Genomic DNA, 24477 nt, shown 5'->3' with positions numbered 1-24477 from the left:
CCGGGCAGACGTCCATTGACGCAGAGGATCCCCGCTCGCCGAGTCGGCGGGCGGGGACCCTTTCGTCATATCGTGTCGAAATCCTGATCGACTGCGCCCGTAGGTCAATATCTGAGCGATTCGATCAGGATGGGTATGGCCCCAATGAGCGTCGCCAGAGCCGCGATAACCGCCGCGATCGTCTTGGGCGCGACGTCGGACAGCTTGCGGATGGCATAGTACGCCAGTCCTAGTACCGCGATGATCACGAGCATGATCGGTAGGTGCGTGAGCGACATGGGGGTTTTGCCTTTCTTGTCCAGAATCACTGACTTGATTCACTTCGCGGAGCAGTGCCGACCTTGACCGCATTTGCGACGGTTGGTAGTTGTCCGACTACGGTGGGTCAGCACAAGAGGCACTCTACTGTGTGAATCCGGTAGGTGCATGGCAACGCGAGGCGCGAACTTGAGAGTCTTTCTAGCGCCACGTTTCCGTTACTCTCAGCGATCAGTGGCATGCACAGGGTATTGTCGCCTTGAGGTGCAGAGTGACTCTTCGCGGAGCCCTTTGCCCGGGTGGGGGCGGGTCCGGGGTGGTAGCCGGACCTCCCCGCCCTTCCACCCCGCTGGGATCGGCGCGCCGACAAGGCCCCGCCGCAGCGGGGCGACGGCATCAGCGCCGTCCGTGGCGCAGGCGACTCCACCCGCGGCGAAGCCCAGATCGCCGAGCGGAGAAAGCCCCATGACACGCGGTAACCCTGCGTCGAGCCGTCGCCGGTGAGCGAGCAACGTGATGCGCCCTGCGGGCTCGGTGGAGTCCGCAGGGCGCGTTGGCCTGGCCGGCGATTGGCGGCCTTTCACTCAACCGACGTCAGCGCCCACGTGCAGCACATGCACGCGGTCGTCCCAAGGCCGGTTGCGTCGGTGTTCTCAGCACAGCCGATGGGCTGTCGTGTCCTCGCTACGGGCACCTGGTGAGGGTGTCGCCCGGGTCGGTGGTGCAGGTGTCGGTGCCGGAGCCGCCGTTGGCCGCGTCGTTGCCGGAAACGTCGTCGACGGTGTCGAGAAGGTCGGCGCCGCCCGCGCCGTTGAGCGTGTCGTTCCCCGTGCCACCGTTCAGGGTGTCGCCGCCGCTGCCGCCGTTCAGCGTGTCATTCCCGGGGCCGCCGTACTGCGTGTCGGTGCCCGAGCCGCCGACGACGATGTCATCCCCGGCACCGCCGTGGACGGTGTCGGCGCCGCTGCCCGCTGTGATGGTGTCGTTGCCGCCGAGGGCGCAGATCACGTCCGCGCCGGACGTGCCCCCGAGGCTGTCGGCGTCAACGGTGCCGATGACCGTGCAGCCATGGGCGTTGTCCACGGTGGTGGTCACTGTGGCCGTGTTGTCGGCGGGCTCTGGATCGGGCTCCGCGGCGCTGACCGTGACAGTGTCGGAGACGGTGCCGGTGGCCGTGGGCTCGACGACTACGGTCACCGTGGCCTCGTCGCCGGGGGCGAGAGAGCCCAGTGCGCAGTCGGCGCCGGTGGCTGTGGTGGTGCAGGTGCCCTGGCTGGGTGCGGCTGACACCGGTGCGCCGGGTCCGGTGAGGGTGTCCTCGAGCGTGACATCGGTGGCCGCCGTGGTGCCGTTGTTGGTCACCGTCACGACGTAGGAGGTCTGATCACCCAGGCTGGCGGTCTCCGGCCCGGCCTTGGTGACCGACAGGTCCACGCCGGTCGGCCCGCCTCCGCCGCCGCCCTCGTAGCGGGCCAGCGCGAAGTCTTGGCTCAGCAGTCCACTGAAGCCGGCGGCGACGATCTTGCCGTCGGCCTGCAGCGCCACCCCCGCGGCCCCAGAGGTGCCGAAATCGGTGGTGACCTTGCCGCCGGAGCCGAACCCGGAATCCAGACTGCCATCGCTGTTGTAGCGGGCCAGCGCAAAGGTGCCGAATCCGCGGCCGGCAGCGATGATCTTGCCGTCAGCTTGCAGTACCGCAGCGTTCGCACCATCCTCGCCGCCAGGGCCGAAGTCGGTGGTGACCTTGCCGTCGGCGCCGAACCCGGAATCCAGGCTGCCATCGCTGTTGTAGCGGACCAGCGTGAAGTCGCTGTCGCCACCGCTGTAGCCGACGGCGACGATCTTGCCGTCGGCCTGCAGCGCCATCCCCTGAGCGAAATCCTCGAAGGGGCCGAAGTCGGTGGTCACCACGCCGAGGGTGCCGAAGCCGGAGTCCAGACTGCCGTCGGCGTTGTAGCGGACCACCGCGAAGCCGCCGACGCCGCCCGAGCGGCCGACGGCGACGATCTTGCCGTCGGCCTGCACCGCCACCTCACGGGCATGCTCGGAGCTGCCGTCCAAGTCGGTGGTCACCGTGCCGCCGGACCCGAACCCGGTGTCCAGGCTCCCGTCTGCGTGGTAGCGGGCCAGCGAGAAGACGAAGTCTGATCCGCTGGCGCCAGCGGCCACGATCTTGCCGTCGGCCTGCAGCGCCACCCCCAAAGCTGAATCGCCGCTAGCGCCGAAGTTTGTGGTCACCTTGCCGCCGGAGCCGAAGTTCGGGTCCAGGGTGCCGTCGGTGTTGTAGCGGGCCAGCGCGAAGTCGCCGGTGAGCCCGCCATCGCCTGCCACCACGATCTTGCCGTCGGCCTGCAGCGCCACCGCGTTCGCCTCGTCATCACCGCCGAAGTCGGTGGTCACCTTGCCGCCGACGCCGAACCCGGAGTCCAAGCTCCCGTCGCTGTTGTAGCGGGCCAGCGCGAAGAGACTGTTCGTCCGGCCAACGACGACGATCTTGCCGTCGGGCTGAACCACCATCCCCGTGGGCACGTCATCGCCGCCGCCGAAGTCGGTGGTCACCTTACCGCCGGAGCCGAAGCTCGGGTCCAGGTCGCCCGGTGCCGCCAGCGCCACCCCGGGAAAGAGCAGCACGAACGCCGCCCCCATGGCCGCTGCCGCCCCCGCGCGGCGTGCGACTTGCGAAAAAGACACGGATAACCCCCCGTAGGCTCTGCGCCGGAAAGCCGGCGCGCTTCGCGAGCCGAGCCGAGCCGGGTTGCAGTAGCAGAGGAGCTACGGCAGGGTCCCGCCGTGCCAGGAGTCGAGGCCGTCTGGTTGGTTGGCCGCCCGGCCCGTCATCCGGCGTGCACAGTCCTTCTGTGCGTGGCACGCCGCGTGCTACTCCTGCGGAAAGTCGCGTTTTCGCAGGTCCTGGACGTGATCCATCTCTACTACGGGTCAGGTTCGGCTGTCGAGGCGGCGCGCCCAGCGGGCCTGGCCGGACGGCAGGACCGGCGCGAGAATGAACCGGGTCGTGGCCCACACCAGGTAGAGCAGGGGCGAGCACAGGAGGAGCACCCCGATCACCGGTTTGAGCAGGATGACCGTCACGGCCAGCCCCAGCACGACGACGTTGGCCGCGGCCAGGTACCAGCGCCGCGCCACCAGGTAGAGGCATGGCCGGACGAGGTCGCGCAGCCGTACGGAAGGCTGCTCCGCCAGCAGCGCCAGGACGGCGACGACCACCGCCACGACCAGCACCGCCGCGGTCGCGAAGAACGGCGCGAGCGCGGGGCCCCACGCGGTGCGCGAGACGGCGACGGCGTCCACGGCCAGCACGCTCACGGCAGCGGCGCCGGCCGCCCAGACGATCAGCGACCGGCCCGCGGCCCGGCGGTAGCCGTCCCGGAACGGGCGGAACACGGCCGCCGAGCCCTCGCCCAGCTCGGCGAAGCACCGGAACGCCCCAGTCAGCGCGGGCGCGCACAGAGCCGACAACACGGCGAAGAACGGCCACGACGCCAGCGGGTCCCTGACGATCGCGAGCGCCGCGAGGAGCGGCGCGCACGCGACGGCCAGCAGGACGTTCGTCACGAGCCCGGTGTGCACGGCGCGGAAGACCTTCTCGTAGGTCTCCTGCCTCGCGGGCCTGAGCAGCGCCCTCATCCTTTGAGCCCGCTGGTCGCGATGCCGCGGATGAAGTACCGCTGCCCGAACAGGAAGACGACCAGGATCGGCAGGATCGACAGCGCCGCGCCGGTCATCATCATGGCGTACTCGGCGTCGTACTGCCCGATGAACGAGCGCAGGCCGAGCTGCACCGTCCACAGCTCGTTGCTGGTCAGGTAGATGAACGGCCCCATGTAGTCGTTCCACGTGTTGACGAAGGTCAGCAGGGCCAGGCTGGCGAGCGCCGGCTTGGACAGGGGCAGCATGATCCGCCGGTAGATGCCGTACTCGCTGAGCCCGTCGATCCGCGCGGCCTCGCAGAGCTCGTCCGGGATCGACATGTAGTACTGGCGCATGAGGAACACGCCGAAGGCCCCGAACGCCTGCAGCAGGATGATCGACCAGTAGGTGTTCGTCAGCTCCGCCCGCTGCATCATGATGTACTGCGGCACCATGTACGCCTGCCACGGCACGGCGATGGTGCCGATGTAGGCCAGGAACAGCGCGTCGCGCCCGGGGAAGCGCACTTTGGAGAACCCGTAGGCCGCGAAACTCCCCGTGAGCAGCTGCAGCAGCGTGATGGTGACGGACAGGAACGCCGAGTTGCCCAGATAGGTCAGCAGCGGGATGCGGTCCCAGATCTCCACGAAGTTCGACCAGTGGAACTCGCGGGGTATCCACTCGATGGGGATGGTGAAGACCTCGTTGTCGCGCTTGAGCGAGGACGAGAGCATCCACGCGAACGGCACCAGCACCAGCGCCGCCACGACGACGAGCAGAGCGTAGGCCAGCGCCTTGCGGACGAGCCCCCGCCCCGGGCGGTCCGCGCCCGCGGGCGCCTGCCGGGGCGGGCCGGCGGTGGCCGGTGGAGCATCATGCAGTGTGGCCATCAGGCGCTCCTGCGTTCGTTGAGGCGGAACTGGACGACGGTCACGGTGAGCACGACGACGAACAGCACCAGGGCGATCGCCGAGGAGTAGCCGAAGTGGCCCTCGGTGATGCCCTCCCGGTAGACGAGCTGGGCCAGGACCAGCGTGCTGCGCCCGGGGCCGCCGTCGGTCATGACGACGATGAGGTCGAGGACCTTGAAACTCTGGATCGTCAGCATGACGAGGACGAAGAACGTCGTGGGCCGCAGGCACGGCAGGGTGACGCCCCAGAAGCGCTGCCAGGCGTTCGCCCCGTCCACCCGGGCGGCCTCGTAGTACTCGTTCGGGATGGTCTGCAGGCCGGCCAGGTAGAGCACCATGTAGTACCCCATGTCCCGCCACACGCTGGTGGCGATCACCGCGGGCATCGCCCAGTCGGTGCTGGCCACCCACCGGGGCGGGCTGGCGACGCCGATCGCTTCGAGGGCCTGGTTGATGGGGCCCGCCGTCGGGTTGAACAGCATGTTCCACACGACGGCGACGGCGACCAGCGAGGTGATGTACGGGAAGAACGCCGCGGTGCGGAAGAACTGCACGCCGCGGATCTTCCTGTTGAGCACGATCGCCAGGCCGAGCGCGGCCATCAGCGTCAACGGGATGTGGCCGGCGGCGTAGTACAGCGTGTTGCGCAGCGCGACGTGGAAGTTCTCGTCGCCGAGCAGGCGCTGGAAGTTCTTCAGCCCCACCCACTCGGGCGTGCTGTAGGAGTCCCAGTCCAGGAACGCCAGCGCGAACGCCGCGAGCATCGGCAGGAGCGTGAACAGCGCGAAACCGACGAAGTTCGGCAGGATGAAGCTCCACCCGACGAGGATGTTGCGCCGGGCGCGCCTGGAGCGGGGCCCTGCTGATGATGGGGCCGGTTGCGTGATGACGTGAGTCATGGGGATTCCTCCAGGGAAGCGGCGGGCGCCGGATGTCCCGGCGGCCCGCCGCCGTTCCCTAGTTCAGGACTTCGTTCTTGACGCGCTCGTTCATCGACTTGATGCCGTCGGCCACCGTCTTGTCGCCGACCATGATCAGCTCATGCTCCTCCCTGAGGATCGTGTCGACGTCGGAGGTGTGCTCGCTGACCGGCATCTCCAGGACGACCTTGTCAGGCTGGAACGCCTTCTTCGACAGCTCGTCGGTCGGCATGCCCTTGACCGCGAAGTAGGCGCTGGTGATCTCCGGGCTCTGCAGCGCCGGCACCACGCCGATCTTGGCGATCGCCTCGGCGCCGGCCTTGCCGGCGGCGAACTGCACGAACTTCTTGGCGGCGTCGGAGTTCGTGGCGCGCTTGTTGACGGCGAAGGCGGTCGGCGAGCCGAAGGTCGTCACGCCCGTGCCGCCGGGACGCTGCGGCATCGGGGCGAGCGCCCAGTCGACGTCGGTGGCGCCCTTCTCCTTCGCCGCCAGCAGCGCGGCGATGTACCACGTGCCCATGGGCAGCATGGCCGTCGAACCGCTCTCGAACATCGTCTTGTAGTCCGACTTCTGCGCGGTCGCGGTGCCGAAGTCGAGGGTGGCGCCGGCCTTCTGCAGCCCGAGCGCCGTCCCGTACTGTTCGGTGAAGAAGTTGTAGTCGCCGCCGAGCTGGTCGCCGCCCGTCTGGGCGGCGGAGATGGCCTGCACCACCGAGCGCCACGTGTGGTGGTAGGTGCCGTACACCTTCTTGCCGCCCTCTTCCTTGGTGAGCTGCTGGGCGAGCTTGGCGTACTGGTCCCAGGTGGCGCCTTCGGGGAACTTGACGCCCGCCTTGTCGAAGTACTTCTTGTTGTAGTAGAGGAGCCAGAAGTCCTGCCGGTACGGCAGCGCGAAGTAGGAGTTCTTGACGTTGAAGGCGTCCAGTCCGGCAAGCTTCGAGGCGTCGGCCGACTTGGCCATGTCGGTGAGGTCGAGGAGCTGGCCGCGGCTGGAGTAGCGCGAGTAGTCCGTGACGTTCTTCATCGTGATCACGTCGGTCGTGTCGCCGCCGGCGAGCATGGTGGTGACCTTCTCGGCGTAGTCGTCGGCGAGGATGTCCACCGGCTTGATCTTGATGCCCGGGTTCGCCTGCTCGAAGGCGTCGAACAGCGTCTTGAACTCGGGCGTCTTGGCCATGTTCCACACCGTGACGGTCAGCGTGTTGCTCCCGCCGCCGCTGCCGCCCGCCTGCCCGCCGGAGCCGCAGGCGGCCGCCGCGAGGGTGAGCGCGGCCGCGACGCCGATGCTCTTGATCAGATGGCGGCGCCCTCGGGCTCTTCCTGCCGCGTGCGAAAGGATCATTGATCCGGTCTCCTTTCCATTGAGCCGGTCTCCGGGCTCAGGCGCTTACCAAAAAGTCGTCGGCGGTCACGGCCGCGCGGGGCGGCTCGCCCGACAGGTAACGTTCGAGCTCGTCGAGCGCGCTCTCACTCATCCGCCGGGTCTCCGATCCGAGAGAGCCGGCGACGTGGGGGGTGATCATGACATTGGGCAGGTCGTACAGTGGCGAGGTGGCCGGCAGCGGCTCGGGCTCGGTGACGTCGAGGATCGCGTCGAGCCGTCCGCTGCCGCACTCGCGTTCCAGGGCGGCGGTGTCCAGCACGGCGCCGCGTGCGGTGTTGATGACGGTCGCCCCGTCGCGCAGCATGGCCAGCTCCCGTGCCCCGATCAGGTGACGGGTGGACGGCAGCGCCGGGACGTGCAATGTGAGCACGTCGCAGCGTGACAGCAGCTCGTGCAGTCCCACCAGGCGGCCGCCCGCGGCGCTCACCTGGGCCGGATCGGCGTAGGGGTCGGCGACCAGGACGTCCACCTCCAGGGCGCGCAGCCGTTCGACGACCCGGCGCCCCGTACGGGAGAAGCCGACGACGCCGATCGTGCGCCCGCGGTTCGTCAGCTCCCCGCGGCGCGCCAGGTAGGACCAGTCGTCGCGGTGGCGGCGCGCGTCCTGGGCGAGGAACGGCGCCTTCTTGCCTGCGAAGATGATCGCCGCGAGGGTGAACTCGGCCACCGGGATCGCGTTCTCGTCGGCGGCGTTGGTGACGAGGATCCCGCGGCGCCAGACCTCGTCGGTGACGAACGTGCGCACCGTGCCCGCGCAGTGGAAGATCGCCCGCAGCCGCGGCGCGTCGGCGAGCCGCTCGGCCGTCAGCGGGGGGCAGCCCCACGAGGTCACCAGCACCTCCACCTCGCGCAGCCGCCGCCGCACGTGCGGCGCGTCCAGGTCACCGGTCGAGATCGGGTCGGCGAGCTCGACGAGGTCCTGCAACCGGCGCAGCTGCGGTTCCTGGAACTGAACGGCGAACTTCGCGGGGTCCATGACCAGCAGGGCCTGCGGTCGTACGTCTCTCACCTGGGTCCTTTCGGCGGCAAGCGCTTACCAGTGCCGCCGATCATGTCTGATCATTTCAATCACGTCAATACTCTGTTAATCCAGAGCAATCACGTAATCTGATCGATATTGATCGATAATGTACGGTGGGCGTTCAACGCCCTTGACGTGGGAGGAAGCATTCGCGTTAACTCCCGGGGCACACAGTTCCGATCAGGAGGGCTCATGCGCGCGCTCAGGGAGTTCGACGACCTGCGGCTGTCACCGTACACGGGGTGGACGCGGAACCACTGGGCGGCCCTCGCCGACCACCTCCTGCTGTCGGCGCGGCGTTACGCCTCGGACACGCACGCGCGCATCTCCTTCCCCGGCCCGCCGGGCGGGTACGGGGCCGACGTCGACGGGCTGGAGGGCTTCGCGCGCACGTTCCTGGCCGCCGGGTTCCGGGTGGCGGGCGAGGCCGGGCGCGATCCGCTGGGACTCATGGAGTGGTACGCCGAGGGGCTCGCGTCGGGGACCGATCCCCGCTCGCCCGAGCGCTGGGTACGGCTGGACGAGCACGACCAGGCCAAGGTCGAGGCCGCGTCCATCGCCCTGGTGCTCCACCTGACCAGGCCGTGGCTGTGGGACCGGCTCGACGCCCGCGTGCGGGAGCAGGTCGTCGACTACCTCGCGCCCGCGGTCGGCGCCCACTACCCGCCGATCAACTGGATCTGGTTCCAGATCGTCGTCGAGCAGTTCCTCGCCTCGGTCGGCGGCCCCTACGAGCGCAAGGACATCGAGGACGGGCTCACGGTCCTGGACGGCTTCGCCCGCCGCAACGGCTGGTACGCCGACGGCGCGGAGCGCTCCTACGACCACTACTCGGGATGGGCGCTGCAGTTCTACCCGCTGATCTGGAGCGAGATGGCCGCGGGCGACCCGGCGGCGGACTCGCGGCGGCCGGTGTACCTGGAGCGGCTCGAACGCTACCTGGACGACGCGGTGCACCTCGTCGGCGCCGACGGCTCGCCCCTGATCCAGGGGCGCAGCCTCACCTACCGGTTCGCCGCGGCCACGCAGTTCTGGGTGGGCGCGCGCTCGGGCACGGCGACGCCGAGCCCGGGGCTCCTGCGCCGCGCCGCCTCGGGAATCGTCCGCCATTTCACCGAGCACGGGGCGCCGGACGAGGACGGCGTCCTGACGCTCGGCTGGCACGGGGCCTGGCCGCCGATCGCCCAGTCGTACTCGGGGCCCGGCTCGCCGTACTGGGCGGCCAAGGGCTTCTTCGGGCTCTGCCTGCCCGCCGACCACCCGGTGTGGACGGCCGTCGAGGAGCCCCTGCCGGTCGAGACGGGCGACTTCCACCTCGCGGTGCCCGCGCCGGGCTGGCTGGTCAGCGGCACTGGCGCCGACGGCGTCGTGCGCGTGGTCAACCACGGCACCGACCACTCCCGTCCAGGGGCGAACCGCACCGACTCGCCGCTGTACGCGCGGCTGGGCTACTCGACCGCGACCTCCCCCGTGCTGGCCGGGGAGCACGCGGCCGAGCCGCTGGACCAGTCGGTCACGATCCTCGACGAGGGCGGGCGGCCCAGCCACCGTACGGGGTTCGAGACGGTGCTGCTCGACCGCCTGCCGTCCGGGACGCTGGTGGGGGCCTCGCGCTGGCAGGCCCACTGGGTCGACGTCGAGGCGGACGGCCACGACCACGGTTACGGCCGGCCCGGTGCGGTGCATCTGGGACCGTGGATCGAGGTGATCTCGGCCGTGCGCGGGGCCTGGGAGCTGCGCCTGGTGCGGCTGCCGAGCTCGCCGCAGGCCGCCGGCTCGGCTCGGTCGGACGGCGACGCCGGTTCACGTCCCGTCCCAGGCGCGCTGCGCATCGGTGGCTGGCCCGTCCCGGCCGCGCAGGCCGCCCGCGCAGCGGAAGTCTCGTACGGCGCCGCGCACTCGTGCGTCGTCGCCGGAGCGGGGCTGGACCTGTCCGGCGTGATCTCCGCCGAGGGCTCCTCGCCGCTGGGCCCGTGGACGCTCATCCCGTGGTGCGCGACCAGCGGGCCCGCCAGACCGGACACGTGGTACGAGGTGGCGGTTCACCTCGGCGGGCAGGAGCCGGGCAGCCCGCCCGCGCTCACCTGGCACGGCGCGGCGGCCGCCCGCGTCACGTGGCCGGACGGGACGCAGGACGACCTCGGCGCCGTGGCGGGGACGGTGCTCGGCCCGGCCTGATCACCGCGCCGCGGCGATCAGGCGCGGCGCGATGACGACGCCCGGACGATCAGGCGCGGCTCGATGACGACGCGGTGGGCGGGCCGTTGCGGATCCTCGTCGGCAAGGCGCGCCGCGAGCAGCGCGAACGCCGCCTGTCCGATGGCCGTCTTGGGCGGGCGGACCGCGGTCAGCGGCGGGTCGCACAGCTCGGCCACCTCGTCGTCGTAGGCCACCACGGCGAGGTCGCCGGGCACCTGGAGGCCGCGTTCCTGGCAGCGTTCGACCAGGCTGATCGCCTCCGGGTCCGAGTGGACGAGCAGCGCCGTCGTCCCCGAGGCGACGCACTCGTCGAGCACCCGGTCGAGCGTCGCCGGCCATTCGGGATGCAGCTGATCGACCGTGCTCATGTCCGGGGTGCCGTCGAGCCGGAGGGCGAGCTCCTCGCACGCCTGCCGCCAGCCGCGCCGTACGTGCGGGGCCGTCGGGCTCTGCTGGGTGGTGATCAGCCCGACGCGCTGGTGGCCGAGCCCGGCGAGATGCCGTACGGCCATGGCCGCGCCGAAGGCGTGGTCGCTGACCACCGACTCCATCGCCTCGTGGTAGGGGCCCACGGTGGCGGCCCGCTCGATGAGGACCACGGGCACGTCGGCGCCCTGCAGCCAGCGCACCAGCGCCTCTCCCTCCTCGCCCGTGGTGGTCGGCGTCACCAGCAGCCCGTCCACGCCCGCCGTCTCCAGCATCCGGGACAGCTGGCGGCGCTCGTCGGCGGCCTGGTAGCCGCCGCCGCGCAGCACGATGCGCGCGCCGGACTCCGCCGCGGCCTCGCGGACGCCCCTGATCACGTCGGGGTAGTAGTAGGTCAGCGACGGCACCACCATCCCGATCGTGACCTGCCGTGGCCCCGCGGGGGCCGGCTGGGGCGGCGGCTCCTCCCTCACCTCTGTCTCCGGGGCGGCGAGCGTCTCGGCGAGCGGCCGGCCGTGGAGCGCGGCGCCGCCGCGGACCCGGCGGATGACGCCCTGCGAGGACAGCAACGCGATGTCGCGGCGGATGGTGATGGCCGAGACGTCCAGCTCGGCCGCCAGCTCGTGGACGCGGACGACGCCGCGGCTGCGGAGCAGCTCCACCATCTGGGCGCGGCGCTCGTCCGGCAGCTGGCCCGGCGAGTCTGACACCGTCATTCCCCCACCTCCACCCGGACCTCGAACGCCCCGCGCGCCGTGCCGGGCAGCCGCAGCTCCAGCCGGGTCAGGCGCTCGCCCCATACCTGCGAGAGCACGGGGTCCTCCAGCGTACGGACGGTCAGCGCGGCTGTCGCGCCCTCAGGATCCCAGCTGACGACCGCGGCCCGTGCACCGTCCGGCGGCCGGACCACGACCCGCCCAGGAGACGGTTGCCCGACCTGCCCGGCCAGCACGAGATGCAGGACGCTCGCGCCGCCGTCGCCGGTGAAGCTCCAGGCATCCTCGATCGTCACCCGGGCCCCGCCCCGGTCGAGGACGGCCCTGCGCCACCACCGCTCCAGCCCGGGCACCGGATAGGCGGCCGCCAGATCCAGCCGTACCTCGAAACGGTCCGGCCCGTCCACCACCTCGACCTCCCTGGCCGCGTACCGCTCGCCCTGCCCCTGCGGCGTGCCGCGCACCTCGGGAACGTTGTGCCAGCCGCTCTGCATCGTCCAGATCGAGTAGCGGTCGGGGCCGAAGGTCTGCGCCGTGTACGTCGGCCTGCCGGGGTCGGCGAGCACGGGCACGCCGTCCACCGCGACGACGACGGAGCCGACGTCGTTGTGGTTGTGGTGCTCCCCGTTGTGCCCGCCCTTGACCGCGAGCGCGAGGCCGTGCGCCGTCCCGCCGGTCGTCCTGGCGAGGCCGACCTGTGTCCCGGGCAGCCAGACCCCGGCGATCAGCGGCGGCGCATCGGCCACGGCCTCCTGCCAGCCGGCGTCGGTGAGCTGCCGCAGCGCCCGCCCGAGCTCTTCGGAGACGGTGGCCGGGCGCTGGGCGGCCGCATGCCGTGCCGCGTCGTGCTCGCCGAGCCTGCCGGCCCACCGGTACGGCACGTGCCACGGCTGGTCGCCGGGCGGGCGGGCGCGCGCGTCGGCGAGGTTGAGGTACCACGGCCCGCCCAGATGCATGCGGTGCGGGAAGCGGACCGTCTCGCGCACGACCGGGACCACCGCGGCGTCGAGCGCCCCCGACGTGGCGTGCTCCAGGACGTCGAGCGCCTCGAGCGCGCGGCACGCCCCGTTCCACCAGTACTCGTAGCCCTCATCGACGGAACCGTCGTCCGGCAGGGCCGCCAGGTAGCGGTCGACGCCCGCCACGGCCAGGGCGACCTGGCGCGCCCGCAGGTCGCCCGGCTCGGTCAGGCGCAGCGCGGCGACGAGCACGTTGCCGCAGATCCACGGGCACCAGTTGTGCACGTCGCCGTCGAGGCCCAGCCAGTGCCAGTCCTCGCGCTGGACGAACGGGTCGAGCACCCGCACGCGTACCTCGTGGCGCACCCGTTCCCGCAGCCCGGGCAGGCGCTTGTCCAGCCGGGCGCCCAGCACGTGATCCGCCCAGGCCAGCTGGGCGGCCACGTCGGCGGCGCCCAGGTCGAGGCAGGGAGAGGTCACGTCGGGCAGCACCGTCCCACGGGGCCGGCAGGTCTCCTCGTGCGCGGGCCAGCACCATGAGCTCTGCTCGCACAGCAGGACGATGCCGTCGGCGGCCTCGTCCAGCCACGCGTCCTGTCCGCTCGCCGCGGCCATGAGCACCGCCCGGGTGAGCCGGGCCTGGCGCTCGCGCACCTGGCTCTCGTACTCCGTGCGGTTACCGTCGCGGAAGAACCGCGTGTACCTCGAGGCCAGCGGTTGCGGCCAGGGCGTGTCCCGCTCGGCCTCCGCCTGCTCGCGGACGGCGGCGAGGCGATCGGCGGCGCGCCGCCAGACGTCCGCCCCGGCGGACGGCACGGGCAGTGCCCAGTCGGGCGGCAGCAACGAGCCGGCCAGGCCTTCCTGCGACGCCGCGGCGCCCCAGGCGGTGAGCAGCGGCCCTGCCGACTTGATCGCCGAGCCGGTAGCTGTGTTCGTCATAATCCTCCTCGCCGGACTCATAGTACCGATCGAAAGTGATCGAAGTTGAGTCGATGAGGAGTCTTCGTGATCGAAGTATCTCCGCGCCGCCGAACGGGGCATGCTTGACCGGTGGGGCGCGGTCCGCGAGCCCGGTCCCGGGCCGCCTGTTCACCGGCCCCCCGCGTCCGACGAGTCACCCAAAGTTACAGTTCCCTCGAAAGGCTTACATTCGGCCCCCACCTTCAGGTCGAATGGTTGCTGTGACATCACGGCGAGCGCGTCTGCGGCGGGCCCTGATCTGGTCGATCAGCGTGGTCGTCAGCACCGTCATCGCTACCGCGACATTCCTCCTGCTCGCCGGCGCATCCGGCGCCGCCTGGTGGCGGCCGGTCCTGGAGCGGCTTCCCCGCTACCTGGTGCCGCCGTACTCCACAGCGGATCTCCTTCCCGTGGCGCTCACCGTCCTCGCGGCCGCCGCCCTCCTGATCGGCGCCGGTTGCTGGTTCGCAGTCGAACTGCGCCGCCGCGCCGGCCTGCGGCCGCTCACGCCGGAGGAGATCGAGGCCCGCCCGCCTGAGGGATCCTTCGACGCGCTCACCGCCGAACGGGGGACGCTTCTGCAGCGGATGAGCACCTGGGGCATCGTCCTGGGGTTGGTGCTGGCCGCAGGCAGCCTGGTCTACACCGACGCCAGGTCCATGGAGACCCCGCAGGACGCGCAGAGCATCGACAGGTACACCCGAGCCGTGGAGCAGCTCGGTTCCGAGAAGATCGAGGTCCGTCTCGACGCGATCCACACGCTGCAACGCCTGGCACAGGATTCTCAACGAGATCGCGTGACGACCGTCGAGGTCATGGCCGCGTACGTGCGCGAGCACGATTCGATGTCGAAGGCCCGGCTGCTCGGGCAGCCGGCCACCGACGTGCAGCGGGCCCTGACCGTGCTCGGCAGCCTCTACGACGCGCTGAACAGCGAGCTTGGGCACGACTGGGTCTGCGGCTGCAACCTGGCGCGCATCCGGGTACCAGGCGCGGATCTGAGCGGCCTGAACCTCGGCACCGCCGTCCTGACCCGGGCAGACCTGCGTGGGGCCGACCTCAGCGGCGCCAACCTGGCCTCAACCGACCTGTCCGGCGCCGACCTGCACAGGGCGTATCTGGACGGCGCAGACCTGGCGCACGCGGTCCTGTTCATGGCGAACCTCAGCGAGTCGGACCTGAACGGCGCAGACCTGCGCGGGGTGGATCTGTTCGAGGCGGACCTCAGGAGGGCGGACCTGAGGAAGGCGGACCTGAGCGGGGTGGACCTGTTCAACGCGGACCTGCGCGGGGCGGACCTGCGCGGCGTGAACCTGACCGGGGCGAGCCTGAGCGGGGCGGACCTGCGCAAAGCGGATCTGCGCGGCGCGATCCTACGCGGGGCGGACCTGAAGGGGAGCGACCTCAAGGGTGCCGACCTGACGGGCGCGGACCTGACCCAGGCGAACCTGGACGCGGCCAAGACCGACGACGAGACCAAGCTCCCCGAAGTGGCCCCTGGGACCTGAGGGCCCCCGGTCCTTGGCGGCGGTCTGTTCCTTCAGCGTCGCCCGCGACGGGCGGTGCCGAAGATGGATCTGGTGATCTCCCGGCCGAGGGCGGACGCCGCCGAGCGCGCCATGGAGCGGAACTCCTTCGACTCCAGCACGCTCTCCAGCACGGACTGCTTCCGTTCGCCCTCCCGCTCCCTGGGCCTTTCCGGCTCGCGTGGGGCCGCGGGAGCCTCCGCGTGCTGCTGCTCGACCAGCTTCGCGGACAGGATCTCGTAGGCCGACTGGCGGTCGACCGCTGTCCCGTACTTCCGCTGAAGCGGCGAGGCGGCGATGACGCCCTGGATCACCTCCGGGCTCGACGGCGCCATGAGCGTCTGCGGGGCCCGCAGGCGCGCCCAGGCCACTGGGGTCGGCGCGCCCGTCTCCGACAGGACCGTGACGACGGCCTCGCCGATGCCGAGCTCGGTGAGCAGCCGCTCCAGGTCGTAGGAGGACTCGGGGAAGGTCGAGACGGTGGCCTTGAGCGCCTTGGCGTCCTGGGGGGTGAAGGCGCGCAGGGCGTGCTGCACGCGCGCGCCGAGCTGGGCCAGTACGTCGGCCGGCACGTCCTTCGGCGTCTGGGTGACGAAGAACACGCCCACGCCCTTCGACCGGATCAGCCGCACGGTCTGGGCGATCGACTGCAGGAACGCCTTGGACGCGTCGTCGAACAGCAGATGCGCCTCGTCGAAGAAGAACACGAGCTTCGGCTTGTCGACGTCGCCCACCTCGGGCAGCACGTGGAAGAGGTCGGCGAGCAGCCACATCAGGAAGGTGGAGAACAGCTGCGGCCGGTCCTGCACGGCGGGCAGTTCGAGGACCGAGATCATCCCCTGGCCGTCCGGCGTCACCCGGAGCAGGTCGTGCACGTCGAACTCCGGCTCGCCGAAGAACGCCTCCGCGCCCTGCGCCGCGAAATTGGTCAACGTGCGCAGGATGACCCCTGCCGTCGCCGCCGACAGCCCGCCGACCCCGCTCAGCGCCTCCGGCGTGGCGGTCAGATACCGGATGACCGCGATGAGGTCCTTGAGGTCCAGCAGGGGCATTCCGTTCTTGTCGGCGAAATAGAAGATCAAGCCGAGCGACGACTCCTGCGTCTCGTTGAGCCCGAGGATCTTGGCGAGCAGGGTCGGCCCGAAGGCGGTCATGGTGGCGCGGATCGGGACGCCGTCCCCCAAGCCGCCCAGGGAGAGGAACTCCACGGGACAGGCCGCCGGCTGCCATGCCTGCCCCACCTCGGCGGCGCGCCGGGTGACGCGCTCGGAGGCCGTGCCGGGCGAGGCGAGCCCCGACAGGTCACCCTTGATGTCGGCGAGGAAGACGGGAACGCCCTGGGTCGCCAGCTGCTCCGCCATGAGCTGCAGGGTCTTGGTCTTGCCCGTTCCGGTGGCGCCGGCCACCAGTCCGTGCCGGTTCAGCATGCTCAGAGCGATCCGGATCTGCTCTGCGGGGTCGGCGGTGCCGTCCGCACGTACCAGGGCCCCGAGTTCCAGCGCCGGTCCCTCGACGTCGTACCCCTTCATTGGATCTCCCCGTGTGCCGCTGCCTCACCTTAGGCAATGTTGTTACCCAACGTGCTGCATTCATCACAAAGAGGATCGAATAAGGCACGGCCCAACCAACGGGGTTACGCAAATAGTGCTGACACGCCCGACGCGATGACATCCGTACGTGCATCCGACGTTCTACGCTTGAGTGACTTTCACCGTGCGGATATCCATTCTCACGCAGTGCGACCGCAGAGAGGCGGTGCCGAGCGAATGTCGCCGCCGAATACAGGAGCCTCGGACCGCGCGGCGAGACGTTCATCCGGGCCGGTCACCCCGGGCACCGGCCCCGCTCCGGCGATGGAGCCACCCGCGGTCACGCTGCCCAAAGGTGGTGGAGCGATCCGCGGGATCGGCGAGAAGTTCAACGTCAGCGCCGCCACCGGCACAGGTACGCTCACCGTCCCCGTCGTCACGAGTCCAGGGCGAGCCGGGTTCGGCGCGCAGCTCGCCCTGTCGTACGACTCGGGGCGCGGCAACGGGCCGTTGGGGTTCGGCTGGTCCCTGGGGGTGCCGGCGATCACCCGCAAGACCGACAAGGGGCTGCCACGTTACCGGGACGCCCAGGAGTCGGACGTGTTCTTGCTGGACGGCGCGGAAGACCTGGTCCCCGAGCTCGACCCGGGCAGGGATTGGGCCCCGGTGACGTTCGTCGAACCAGAGCACGCTCGCGGCTACCGTATCGACCGGTATCGGCCACGCGTCGAGGACACGTTCACGCGCATCGAACGCTGGACGCGGCTCGCGGACGGGGAGACGCACTGGCGCACGATCAGCCGGGACAACGTCACCACCGTGTACGGGGCCGATCCCGGCTCCCGCATCGCCGATCCGCTCGACACACGCAGAGTGTTCAGCTGGCTGATCTGTCACAGCTTCGACGACCTGGGTAACGCGATCGTCTACGAGTACAAGCCCGAGGACCGCGTCGGCGTCGACGTACGCCAGGCCCACGAACGGCATCGCACTCCCGAGACCTGCTCCGCCAACCGCTACCTGAAGAAGATCAAGTACGGGAACAGGGTGTCACGGCTGATGCGGCCGGATCTCACCCGGAACGACTGGATGTTCGAGATCGTCTTCGACTACGGGGAGCACGACGCCGACGTGCCCACCTCAGACGGGGATGGCGACTGGGCCGTGCGCGACGACCCCTTTTCCAGCTATCGTGCCGGCTTCGAGGTGCGTACCTACCGGCTGTGCCGCCGGATTCTGATGTTCCACCATTTCCCCGATGCGGCGGGGGTCGGCGCCAAGTGCCTGGTCATGTCCACGGACCTCACTTACGCCACCGGGGCGCCGGCTGGATCGTTCCTGACGAGCGTGACCCACTGCGGCTATCGCCGCACCAGGGCAGGAGGCTATCTCCGCCGGTCGCTGCCGCCGCTGGAATTGGGCTACAGCTCCGCGGAGATCCGCCAGGAGGTGCGCGAACTCGACCCGGCCAGCCTGGCCGACCTGCCTGCCGGTCTGACCGCGGGCTCCCAGTGGGCCGATCTGGACGGTGACGGCATTCCGGGCGTCCTCACCGCGCAGACGGACAGGTGGTACTACAAACCCGGCCTCGGCGGCGGGCGGCTGGGCCCGGCCCTGCCGGTGACCACCGTCCCGGCCGGCGGTCTGACCGGCAGCCGCGCCCTGGTCGATCTCACCGGCGACGGGCGACTCGACGTGGTCGATCTGTCCGGCCCCGCCCCCGGCTATTTCCGCCGGACGGACGAGCGGGCCTACGGTCCGTTCACCACCTTCACCGAACTCGCCGGGCTGCCCTGGCGCGATCCCGACCTCCGCTTCGTCGATCTCGACGGGGACGGCATCAGCGACGCGCTCATCACCGACCGCGACGGCTTCATCTGGTCGGCGGCGCATGTCACAGACACCGCGACGGGGTACGGCGACATCCGCCACGCCGAGACGCCCGGATGCCAGCGGCCGGGCCCGCGCCTGCTCTTCTCCGACCGCACCCAGTCCATCCACCTGGCGGACATGTCAGGTGACGGGCTGAAGGATCTGCTGCGGATACGCAACGGGGAGATCTGCTACTGGCCGAACCTGGGGTACGGCCGGTTCGGCGCCAAGGTCACGATGGACGCCGCCCCACTGTTCGACGTGCCCGAGGCGTTCGACCCGCGCCTGATCCTGCTCGCGGACGTCGACGGCTCTGGGCTCACCGACATCGTCTACCTCGGCGGGCCGGCGATCACGATTCATCTGAACGACTCCGGCAATTCATGGCATCCGCCTCATCGCCTGACCCGTTTTCCCCGGGTGGACGACCAGGTGCAGATCAGCGCGGTGGACCTGCTCGGCACCGGCACTGCCTGCCTGGTCTGGTCATCGCCCTTCCCCCGCGCGACCGGGCGGGCAGTCCGTTACGTCGACCTGATGGGGGGAGCCAAGCCGCACCTGCTGACGACGGTCCGCAACAACCTCGGTGCCAGAACGGACATCGACTACGTCTCCTCCACCCGTTTCTACCTCGACGACCAGGCCGCCGGCCGACCCTGGGCCACTCGGTTGCCGTTCCCCGTGCAGGTGGTGGAGCGGGTGACGGTCCACGACCAGATCAGCCGCAACCGTTTCGTCACCCGCTACGCCTATCACCACGGCTACTTCGACGGGCCGGAGCGGGAGTTCCGCGGATTCGGCATGGTGGAGCAGTTCGACAGCGAAGAGCTCGCGGTGCTCGGCGCCGAGGGTGACGTTTCCGGCGCCGAGCATCTCGAACCCACCTCCGACGTGCCACCGGTGCTGACGCGCAGCTGGTTCCACACCGGCGCCTACCTCGCCGGGCGCGGCATATCCCGGCACTTCGAGCGGGAGTACTACCGTGAGCCCGGGCTGAGCGACGATCAGGCGGCGGCGTTCCTGTTGCCCGACACCGTGCTGCCCGACACCGTGCTGCTCGCCGACGGATCGCGGCGGCCCTACCAGTTGACGGCCGACGAGCCGCGCGAGGCGTGCCGTGCGCTGAAGGGCCGCTTGCTGCGTCGCGAGGTCTACGGACTCGACGGGAGCCCGGTCGCCGCACAGCCGTACACCGTCTCGGAGCGGACCTACAGCATCGACCTCCTCCAGCCGGGCAGGCGGGGGCGCGACGCCGTGTTTCTCTCTCGCCCGCGGGAGACGATCGAGTTCCACCACGACCGGGCGACGTACCAGGTGGGGGACGCTGAACGCGCCGATCCCCGGGTGAGCCACGAGGTGACGTTGGCGATCAACGGGTACGGCGATTCGGTCCGCACGGCCACGGTCGCCTACGGCCGCCGGTTCAAGCAGACGTTCAGCGGTCCGCCACTACCGGTCGAACTCACCGGCGAGCTCGACGGCCTCCAGCGCCGCACCAGCGTGCTGCTCGCCGAGAGCGACTACACCAATCCGGTGGCGGAACCGCTCGACCACCGGGTGCCGCAGCCGGCCGCGGCCCGCACCTACGAGCTGCTCGGCCTGAACCAGGCCACCGTGCCGGGCGGTCTGGGGCGCCCGTTCACCTTCGGCGAGTTGGCCCGGGCGGCCGCTGCCGCGGGGGACGGCGCCCACGACCTTCCTTATGAGGACGTGCACGGCACCGGAGCCGTCGAAGACAGGCCGCACCGGCGGCTGGTCGAGCACGTCCGCACTCTCTACCGCCGCGACGACCTGACAGGTCCGCTGCCGGTCGGCGGCATGGAGCCGCGAGGCCTGCCGTTCACCACCTACAAGCTGGCGTTCACGCGCGGGCTGCTCGCCCGCGTCTACCCGCCGGACGTCCTGCCGGACCCGGCGGCCGTGCTCGCGGACGAATGCGGCTACATCAGCGGTGACGCGATGATCGCGGCGGGCCGGTTCCCGGCGTCCGACCCGGCCGGGCAATGGTGGCTGCCCACGGGCGAGGTTTTCTACTCTCCGGACGGCGGGCACTCGCCCGCGCAGGAGCGGGACCACGCGGTTGCCCATTTCTTCCGCCCCTGCCGTTACCGCGACCCGTTCGCGGCCACCACGACGGTTGCCTACGACAATGACGATCTCCTGCTGCTGCAGACCCGCGACGCCCTCGGCAACCTGACGACGGCCGGGCTGCGGGATTCCACCGGCGAGGCCGTGACGCGGAACGGCAACGACTATCGGGTGCTCCAGCCGGCGCTGGTCATGGATCCCAACGGCAACAGGTCCGCCGTCGTCTTCGACGCGCTCGGTCTGGTGACCGGGACGGCCTTGCTGGGCAAACCCGGCCAGAACGCGGGCGACGACCTGGACGGATTCGAGCCCGACCTGGCCGAGGAGCAGATCCTCGGCTACCTCGCCGATCCTCTCGGGGAGAATCCGTCGGTTCACGACCCGCACACGCTCCTCGGCAACGCGACGACCCGGCTGATCTACGATGTGGCGGCGTTCTGGCGTACCCGGCATGAAAGGCACCCGGCGGCACCGGTGGCGGCCAGTCTCACCCGGGTGACCCACGCCGCCGAGCCGGGCGGATCAGCCACCCCGATCCAGCGGGCGTTCGCCTACAGCGACGGGTTCGGCCGGGAGATCCAGCAGAAGGTGCAGGCCGAGCCCGGACCGCTCGCCGAGGGCGGGCCCGTGGCCGAGCGGCGCTGGACCGGCACCGGCTGGACGGTCTTCAACAACAAGGGCAAGCCGGTCCGGCAGTACGAGCCGTTCTTCAGCGCCACCCACAATTTCGAGTTCGCCCACAAGAGCGGGGTCAGTTCCGTGCTGTTCTACGACCCGGCCGACCGGATCGTGGTGACCCTGCACCCTGATCACACCTACGGCAAGGAGCTCTTCGACCCCTGGTGCCAGGAGAGCTGGGACGGCAACGACACCGTGCTCCTGCATCCGGGGACCGACCCGCACGCGGCCGCCCACACCGCCGCCTACCTCGAAACGTTCCCGCACTGGGACACCTGGCACGACAGGCGTGCCGGCGGCGCGCTCGGCCCGCACGCCCTGGCGGCCGCGGCCAAGACCGCGGTGCACGCCGCGACGCCCGTCCGCGGCTATGCGGACGCGCTGGGGCGCAGCGTGCTCGTCGTGCATCACAACCGGTACGAGCGGGCGGGTACGGTCGTGGACCGGGCGGAGCCGATCCTGGAGCGTCTCGACATCGAAGGCAACCGGCGCGCCACCGTCGACGCGCTCGGCCGCCTCGTCGAGGTACGGGAGTTCGATCTGCTGTCCAACGCGGTCAGGGTCGCCGCTATGGACGGCGGCGATGTGACGACGCTGCTGGACGTGGCAGGCAACCCGGTCCGCACGTGGGACGCCCGCGGCCACGCCACCCGCCACACCTACGACCGTCTCCGCCGCCCGCTCCGGGTGTACGTGAGCACCCGCGGCGGACCGTTCAAGCTGGTGGAGCGGACGGTGTACGGCGAGGCGCACCCGGCCGCGGCGGCCGGCAACCTCCGCACCCGGGTCTGCCGTCACTTCGACGGCGCCGGCCTGGTCACCGTGGCCGAACACGACTTCAAGGGCAACCTGGCGCGCAGCGGGCGGCGGCTCGCGACGGCCCACCGCCAGCCGCCCGACTGGACGGATCTGGACCGGCTGAGCGACTCCGAACTGGCGACGGCAACGTCCGGCCTGCCGCTGTCCGACGAGGAGCTCGTCACCCGGACCAACTACGACGCTCTGGACCGCCCGGTCATCGTCATCCAGCCTGACGGCAGCGTGATCCGGCCCGCGTACAACCAAGCGGGGCTCGTCGACAGTCTCGAGGTCAACATCCGCGGCGCGATCGAGCAGGGCCGGCCGGTGTGGACACCGGTCATCACGGGCGCCGACTACGACGCCAAAGGTCGCCGGACCCGTGTCACCTCCGGCAACGCCACCACCACCCACGTCTACGACCCCGAGACCGCACGCCTGACCCAGCGGCGCACCACCCGCGCGGCGATCCCCGGCGACGTGCAGCGGCTCGCCTACACCTACGACCCTGCCGGCAACATCACCCATGTCCGGGACGACGCCCAGCAGACGGTGTTCTTCGCCAACCAGCGCGCCGAGCCGCACGCCGAGTACACCTACGACGCGCGCTATCAGCTGGTGAAGGCCTCGGCCCGGGAACACGCCGGGCAGGGCGGGCCACCGGGCGGTCCCCCGACCCGTACCGACGAGCACCGCCTGCGCCTGCCGCACCCCAACGACGGCAACGCCATACGGCCCTACACCCAGGTGTACGCCTACGACGCCGCAGGCAACCTGGAGGAGATGGTCCACCTCGCCACCGGTGGCGGCTGGACCCGCCGCTACGCCTACGCCGAGGCCAGCGCGTTGGAACCGGCGCGCGGCGGCAACCGGCTCAGCAGCACCGTGGTCGGCACCGGCCCGGCCGAGTCCTGCGCCTACGACGAGAACGGCAACCTCCGTACGGTGCCCGGCCTCACCGAGCTGGTGTGGGACCATCGCGACCGCCTGGTCGCCGCCACCAGGGAGGGCGGATCGCGCGTCTACTTCAGCTACGACGGCGACGGCCAGCGGGTGCGCAAGGTCGTCGAGGCGCCTGACGGCACCGTCCAGCGTGAACGGGTCTACACCGATCTTGTGGAGATCTACCACGAGTACGACGCGCGCGGCCGTGCGGTCACCCTCGAGCGCGAGACGCTGCACCTCATGGACGACCAGCGGCGCGTCGCCCTGGTCGAGACCCGCGTCGCCGGCAGCGACCCGGCGCCGGCACAGCTGATCCGCTTCCAGCACGACAACCACCTCGGCAGCGCCTGCCTGGAGCTGGACGAAGCAGGTCAGGTGATCTCATATGAGGAATACCACCCGTACGGCTCCACCGCCTTCCAGACAGTGCGTGCCCAGCACGAGACGCCCAAGCGCTACCGCTACACCGGTCGAGAACGGGACGAAGAGACCGGACTCGCCTACCACGGCGCCCGCTATTACGCGCCCTGGCTGGGCCGGTGGATCAGCACGGACCCCTCGGGCCTCGCCGACGGCCCCAACCTGTACGTATACGCCCATGACAACCCGGTGCGAATCGTCGACCCCGGCGGGCACACCGGCGAGGAATGGGAGCAACTCAACTTGGCCCGGCAGTTCACTCAAGAGGTGAGAGCGACGCGCACCGGACGCGGGTTCGGGGAGGAACTTCGCAAGGACATCCAGGCCATGTGGGACTGGTGGGGAGGTTCAGGTAAAGCCCATGTCGGCCATCCGCCCGACAAGCCCCAGGCGTTCCTCAAAGCCGGGGAGAGCGTGACCGTGCGAGCCGAACCCGCGCTGCAGAACGTCAAAGAAGGTGCGTCGGTCATCAAGCGCATGGCTCAAGCCGTGCGCAAAGCGCTCTTCGAACGCATCCTCTCAGGTTCTTTCGTCCGGACGGCGAAGGGCGTCGATCCGACGGCCCCCAAAGGGCTTGTGGTCCAGCAGCCACCGCCGGCCCCCTGGCGGCTGAGCGAGGCGTTCGAGAAGTTCAAGGGGCAGCGCGGGTTCACCGCCGCCTCCCAGGGGATCACGAAGTCGGCCGTCTCCCCAGTGGTCGCGGAGACGGTGAGCGAGGCGGCCGCGGTCTCCAAGGCCGCCACGCTGACGAAGGCCGCGGAGGCCACCGGCCGGTTCGCCACAGTGGCCAAGGCCGTGCGCCCGCTCGGCCCGGTGCTGGGAACGGCAAGTAAGGTGGCCGGCCCGGCCGAACTCGGGATGGTGGGGCTCCAGCTGGCGGGAGCGCGCAACACGGGGGAGAAGGTCGAGGCGGGGATTGGGATGGTCGGCGCCGCGGTGGGGATGATTCCCAGCCCTTACGCCCGCGCGGCCTCCGCCGGCATCGCCGTGGGGCAGGGCATCGAGAAGACCCTTGACGTCAGCACCTACTCCGCCGGCTTCGGCACGAAGGCGTATGAGGGCCTGAAACGGGCGGGCGTCAACGACAACGTCGCCTTCGTGGCCGGGGGAGCCGTCACCGCACTGTCCACGCCCGCGGCCTTCCAGCTGGCGGCGATGGACCAGATCGCGAAGGTGTCACGCCCTCTCTTGAAGTGGTTGGGCAGATAGACCGGGAAGG

General features: G+C 70.5%; 13 protein-coding genes. 3 read left to right on the top strand and 10 right to left on the bottom strand.

The features are described from left to right. Positions 1 to 104: 104 nt before the first annotated feature. From ABN273_RS30125 to ABN273_RS30095, 7 genes are all read right to left on the bottom strand, one after another. Entirely contained in the window at positions 105 to 308 is a 204-nt protein-coding gene (locus tag ABN273_RS30125) for a hypothetical protein (protein WP_349452430.1), read from the bottom strand. Between the two features lie 634 nt (positions 309 to 942). Next, positions 943 to 2949 carry a hypothetical protein gene (locus ABN273_RS30120; RefSeq protein ID WP_349452429.1) on the bottom strand — a complete coding sequence of 669 codons (2007 nt, stop codon included), beginning with the start codon at positions 2947 to 2949 and terminating at the stop codon, positions 943 to 945. A gap of 246 nt (positions 2950 to 3195) precedes the next feature. Continuing rightward, positions 3196 to 3903, bottom strand: coding sequence for a hypothetical protein (locus ABN273_RS30115; RefSeq protein WP_349452428.1), 708 nt, complete (start codon positions 3901 to 3903; stop codon positions 3196 to 3198). After that, positions 3900 to 4796: a carbohydrate ABC transporter permease gene (locus tag ABN273_RS30110; RefSeq protein ID WP_349452427.1), complete on the bottom strand. Its 897-nt coding sequence runs from the start codon at positions 4794 to 4796 to the stop codon at positions 3900 to 3902. Before ABN273_RS30110 ends, ABN273_RS30115 begins: the two co-directional genes overlap by 4 nt. After that, positions 4796 to 5716: a carbohydrate ABC transporter permease gene (locus ABN273_RS30105; protein ID WP_349452426.1), complete on the bottom strand. Its 921-nt coding sequence runs from the start codon at positions 5714 to 5716 to the stop codon at positions 4796 to 4798. The genes ABN273_RS30110 and ABN273_RS30105 overlap by 1 nt, the downstream gene beginning before the upstream one ends. A 58-nt stretch (positions 5717 to 5774) precedes the next feature. Then, positions 5775 to 7079 carry an ABC transporter substrate-binding protein gene (locus ABN273_RS30100; protein WP_349452425.1) on the bottom strand — a complete coding sequence of 435 codons (1305 nt, stop codon included), beginning with the start codon at positions 7077 to 7079 and terminating at the stop codon, positions 5775 to 5777. A gap of 37 nt (positions 7080 to 7116) precedes the next feature. Then, positions 7117 to 8130, bottom strand: a complete 1014-nt coding sequence (locus ABN273_RS30095) for a hydroxyacid dehydrogenase (protein WP_349452424.1) — start codon at positions 8128 to 8130, stop codon at positions 7117 to 7119. Positions 8131 to 8334: 204 nt separating this feature from the next. On the opposite strand from ABN273_RS30095, the gene ABN273_RS30090 reads away from it, so the two are divergent. Further along, entirely contained in the window at positions 8335 to 10320 is a 1986-nt protein-coding gene (locus tag ABN273_RS30090) for a DUF2264 domain-containing protein (RefSeq protein WP_349452423.1), read from the top strand. Positions 10321 to 10337: 17 nt separating this feature from the next. On the opposite strand, the gene ABN273_RS30085 is transcribed toward ABN273_RS30090, so the two are convergent. Beyond that, positions 10338 to 11483 (bottom strand): substrate-binding domain-containing protein, encoded by a 1146-nt coding sequence (locus tag ABN273_RS30085; RefSeq protein ID WP_349452422.1) that lies wholly within the window; start codon positions 11481 to 11483, stop codon positions 10338 to 10340. Continuing rightward, positions 11480 to 13381 (bottom strand): heparinase II/III domain-containing protein, encoded by a 1902-nt coding sequence (locus ABN273_RS30080; protein WP_349452421.1) that lies wholly within the window; start codon positions 13379 to 13381, stop codon positions 11480 to 11482. Before ABN273_RS30080 ends, ABN273_RS30085 begins: the two co-directional genes overlap by 4 nt. Before the next feature lie 242 nt (positions 13382 to 13623). Here ABN273_RS30080 and ABN273_RS30075 point away from each other — a divergent pair, with 242 nt between their 5' ends. Beyond that, positions 13624 to 14910, top strand: coding sequence for a pentapeptide repeat-containing protein (locus tag ABN273_RS30075; protein WP_349452420.1), 1287 nt, complete (start codon positions 13624 to 13626; stop codon positions 14908 to 14910). A gap of 32 nt (positions 14911 to 14942) precedes the next feature. On the opposite strand, the gene ABN273_RS30070 is transcribed toward ABN273_RS30075, so the two are convergent. Then, positions 14943 to 16457, bottom strand: coding sequence for a helicase HerA-like domain-containing protein (locus ABN273_RS30070; RefSeq protein WP_349452419.1), 1515 nt, complete (start codon positions 16455 to 16457; stop codon positions 14943 to 14945). Between the two features lie 324 nt (positions 16458 to 16781). Here ABN273_RS30070 and ABN273_RS30065 point away from each other — a divergent pair, with 324 nt between their 5' ends. Beyond that, positions 16782 to 24467, top strand: a complete 7686-nt coding sequence (locus tag ABN273_RS30065) for a SpvB/TcaC N-terminal domain-containing protein (protein WP_349452418.1) — start codon at positions 16782 to 16784, stop codon at positions 24465 to 24467. Positions 24468 to 24477 lie beyond the last annotated feature (10 nt).

It is taken from the genome of Nonomuraea sp. B19D2, from assembly GCF_040137845.1.
In the GTDB taxonomy this organism is placed as follows: domain Bacteria; phylum Actinomycetota; class Actinomycetes; order Streptosporangiales; family Streptosporangiaceae; genus Nonomuraea.
Note: the sequence above shows the minus strand (reverse complement) of the source record. Positions and strands in the feature narration are given on the sequence as shown.

Excerpts from the sequence above, each read along its gene's own strand:
- ABN273_RS30115 (WP_349452428.1), bottom strand. The coding sequence starts at position 3,903 with ATGAGGGCGCTGCTCAGGCCCGCGAGGCAGGAGACCTACGAGAAGGTC.
- ABN273_RS30110 (WP_349452427.1), bottom strand. The coding sequence starts at position 4,796 with ATGGCCACACTGCATGATGCTCCACCGGCCACCGCCGGCCCGCCCCGG.
- ABN273_RS30105 (WP_349452426.1), bottom strand. The coding sequence starts at position 5,716 with ATGACTCACGTCATCACGCAACCGGCCCCATCATCAGCAGGGCCCCGC.
- ABN273_RS30100 (WP_349452425.1), bottom strand. The coding sequence starts at position 7,079 with ATGATCCTTTCGCACGCGGCAGGAAGAGCCCGAGGGCGCCGCCATCTG.
- ABN273_RS30090 (WP_349452423.1), top strand. The coding sequence starts at position 8,335 with ATGCGCGCGCTCAGGGAGTTCGACGACCTGCGGCTGTCACCGTACACG.
- ABN273_RS30085 (WP_349452422.1), bottom strand. The coding sequence starts at position 11,483 with ATGACGGTGTCAGACTCGCCGGGCCAGCTGCCGGACGAGCGCCGCGCC.
- ABN273_RS30080 (WP_349452421.1), bottom strand. The coding sequence starts at position 13,381 with ATGACGAACACAGCTACCGGCTCGGCGATCAAGTCGGCAGGGCCGCTG.
- ABN273_RS30070 (WP_349452419.1), bottom strand. The coding sequence starts at position 16,457 with ATGAAGGGGTACGACGTCGAGGGACCGGCGCTGGAACTCGGGGCCCTG.
- ABN273_RS30065 (WP_349452418.1), top strand. The coding sequence starts at position 16,782 with ATGGAGCCACCCGCGGTCACGCTGCCCAAAGGTGGTGGAGCGATCCGC.